The sequence below is a fragment of the Bradyrhizobium sp. 23 genome (assembly GCF_023073295.1).
GTDB classification, from domain to species: Bacteria; Pseudomonadota; Alphaproteobacteria; order Rhizobiales; family Xanthobacteraceae; genus Bradyrhizobium; species Bradyrhizobium canariense_D.
The window spans coordinates 87191-90388 of the sequence record NZ_JADPJF010000098.1 but is presented as its reverse complement, the minus strand read 5'-3'; the positions used below and the strand labels follow the sequence as shown (position 1 = coordinate 90388).

The window sequence follows — 3198 nt, the reverse complement described above, 5'->3', positions numbered from 1 at the left end:
CATCCACGAATCCTTACCACTTCTTGCAAGACGTGGATGGCCGGGACAAGCCCGGCCATGACGGCAAAAGTAGGAATTCCGGCCGATTTCGCGTCAGATTCCCGCGATTTTGGCCACCAGATCGGCCAGCCGCTCCGCTGCGTCGAGCCGGCCGGCGCCGCGGGCGGCCTGCGCCATGGCGGCAAGACGCGCGGGCTCGGCGGCGAAGGCGGAGATCTCGGCGGCGAGGCGATCGGAGGAAAACTCGGTCTGCGGAATGCGGATCGCACCGTCGACCTTGGCCAGCACGCCGGCATTGGCGAACTGGTCCTGGTCGATCGCGCCCGGCAGCGGCACCAGGATCGAGGGCCGCCCGATCGCGGCAAGTTCCGCCACGGTGCCGGCGCCTGAGCGCGACACCACCAGATGGTTGGAGGCCAGCCGTGCCGGAAGATCGGTGAAAAACGGCGCGAGCTCGGCCTTGATCTTCAGTCTGTCGTAGACCGCACGCACGCGCGCCATATCCTCGTCGCGCACCTGCTGGGTGAGGACGAGCCGGCTCCACAGCGCAGGCTCGAGGCGCTCGATCGCGCCCGGCACGATGTCGGCCATGATGCGCGCGCCCTGGCTGCCGCCGACGACGAGCAGGCGCAGCGGACCGTTCACTTCAGGCGCAGCATATGGCACGCCAGCTGCGGCGAGGATCGCCGGACGCATCGGCGTGCCGACCGTCGTGGTCTTGCCTGATAGCGCCGGATCGCGATCGAGCACGCCGGGCAACGACGTCGCGATGGCTTGGACGCGGCTCGACAGGAACCGGTTGGCGCGGCCGAGCACCGCATTGGCGTCATGGATGATGCCGGGCACGCCGGCGAATTTTGCGGCGACCAGCGGCGGCAGCGTCGGATAGCCGCCGAAGCCGACGACGGCGACCGGCTTCAGTCGCTTGATCAGGCTGTAGGCGGACAGCGTGCCGGCCGCGAGCGTCAGGCCGGCATAGGCGAGCTGCAGCGGATTGCGTCCGCGCGCAGTCTCGCTCGAGACGACGTCGATCATGTCCTTGGTGAACAGTCCGCTGTAGCGCAGCGCGCGCTCGTCCGTGACGAGGCGGACGCGGAAGCCGCGCCGGATCAGCTCGACGCCGAGCGCCTCGGCCGGAAACAGATGGCCGCCGGTGCCGCCCGCGGCGAGAAGAATCAGGGGGGAGGTGTCCATGGTGGCGAGTTTTACAAGGACTCTTTCGTCATTGCGAGCGCAGCGAAGCAATCCAGACTGCCACCGCGGAGAGATTCTGGATTGCTTCGCTTCGCTCGCAATGACGAAAAACTATGCGTAGCTGCGCATCGCCTCGGCGTGGCCGCTCGCCTCGACTTCGGTGCGCGGGCGCAGCCGCGTCAGCGCGAGCATCATGCCGACACCATAGGCCAGCGACACGATCGAGGAGCCACCATAGGAGATGAAGGGCAGCGTCATGCCCTTGGCGGGGATGAGCTGGAGATTGACCGACATGTTGATGGCGGCCTGCACGCCGAACAGGATCGCCAAGCCCGAGGCCGCGAAGCGCGAGAACATGTCCTCGTTGGCATAGGCGCGCGACAGCGTCCGGATGACGACGAAAGCAAACAGTGCCAGCATCGCGAGGCACAGGATGATGCCGAACTCTTCGGCGGCAACCGCGAACACGAAATCGGTGTGGCTGTCGGGCAGGCTGCGCTTGGCGATGCCCTCGCCCGGTCCGAGGCCGAACCAGCCGCCATTGTAGAAGGCCTCCATGGCGGTATCGACCTGGAAGGTGTCGCCCGAGGCCGGATTCATGAAGCGCTTGATGCGGCCGGCGACGTGGGGAACAAAAAGATAGGCGCTGAACAGTCCGGCGGCGCCGAGGCCGGCGAGCCCGAACACCCAGATCATCCGCATGCCCGCGATGAAGAACAGCGAGCCCCACACCATCAGGATCAGCATGGTCTGGCCGAAGTCGGGCTCCATCACCAGCAGCGAGACCAGCATCAAGAGCAGCACCAGCGCCATCGAGGTCGCCGGCATTTCTGGCCGCCTAGTGGATTCCGCGAACAGCCAGGCGGCCATGACGACGAACGACGGTTTTGCGATCTCGGAGGCCTGGATATTGAGGCCGAGTAGCGTGATCCAGCGCCGCGAGCCCTTTACTTCGGGGCCGATCGCGAGCGTCAGCACGATCAGGACGATGCTGACCGCAAAGATGATCAGCGCCGAGCGACGGATCGCCCGCGGCGACAGGAAGGACACCCCGAGCAGCACGATGCAGGACGGCACCAGGAATAGCACGTGCCGGCTGAAGAAGTGGAAGGGATCGAGCCCGATGCGGGTCGCAACCGGCGGGCTCGCCGCCAGCGACAGGATCACGCCGGTCAGCATCAGCGCCAGGATGGCACCCATCAGCGGCTTGTCGACGGTCCACCACCACTCGGAAAAGGGGGTGCGTTCTTCACGGGAGAGCATGGCGGCCGCTTTCGGACAGAGGTCGGTCCATTGGTCGCCGAGGTTGGTTACCGGGGGGTTAAGGAAACGGGGATGATTGGAGATGAAGGCGAGCGCTTACCTCAAATGCCCGTCATGCCCCGCGAAAGCGGGGCATCCAGTATTCCAGAGACGTCGAGGGTTCATAACCACAGCCGCGGCGTACTGGATCACCCGGTCAAGCCGGGCGACGACAGCGGAGCAACAACCAGCAGCGTCCCTACACCACCGGCTTCATGCCCGGCAGCGCCTGCACCAGCTCGCGGAACCTGGTGCCGCGAATTTCGAAGTTGCGATACTGGTCGAAGGAGGCGCAGGCGGGCGACAGCAGGACGACCGCGTCAGCGATGCCTGACGCCTCCGCATCGCATGCGGCTTGCTCGACGGCGACGTCGAGGGTCTGGCTGATCTCGTGCGGCACCTTCGTGCCGAGCGTGCCCGAAAATTCCTGCGCGGCCTCGCCGATCAGATAGGCTTTTCGGATGCGCGGGAAGTAGCCGGTGAGGCCGGTGATTCCGCCGGCCTTCGGCTTGCCGCCCGCGATCCAGAAGATGTCCGAAAAGGACGACAGCGCATGCGCGGTGGCGTCGGCATTGGTGCCCTTGGAATCGTTGACGAACAGCACGTTGCCGCGGCGGCCGACCTGCTCCATGCGATGCGCAAGGCCGGGGAAGCTGCGCAGGCCGTTCTGCAAGACGTCGAGGCCGATGCCCATCGCGAGCG

General features: G+C 66.1%; 3 protein-coding genes. All 3 read right to left on the bottom strand.

The window, feature by feature from the left end; translation table 11 throughout:
• Positions 1 to 93 precede the first annotated feature (93 nt).
• Positions 94 to 1194: an undecaprenyldiphospho-muramoylpentapeptide beta-N-acetylglucosaminyltransferase gene (murG, locus tag IVB32_RS24255; protein WP_085349085.1), complete on the bottom strand. Its 1101-nt coding sequence runs from the start codon at positions 1192 to 1194 to the stop codon at positions 94 to 96.
• A gap of 111 nt (positions 1195 to 1305) precedes the next feature.
• Complete coding sequence (gene ftsW / locus IVB32_RS24250; protein ID WP_018454238.1) at positions 1306 to 2457, bottom strand: putative lipid II flippase FtsW; 1152 nt, start codon at positions 2455 to 2457, stop codon at positions 1306 to 1308.
• A gap of 238 nt (positions 2458 to 2695) precedes the next feature.
• The coding region (locus IVB32_RS24245) for a cyanophycin synthetase (protein WP_276576781.1) at positions 2696 to 3198 on the bottom strand (503 nt) is incomplete at its 5' end.

Coding starts and splice junctions, on each gene's coding strand:
- murG (WP_085349085.1), bottom strand. CDS start 1,194: ATGGACACCTCCCCCCTGATTCTTCTCGCCGCGGGCGGCACCGGCGGC.
- ftsW (WP_018454238.1), bottom strand. CDS start 2,457: ATGCTCTCCCGTGAAGAACGCACCCCCTTTTCCGAGTGGTGGTGGACC.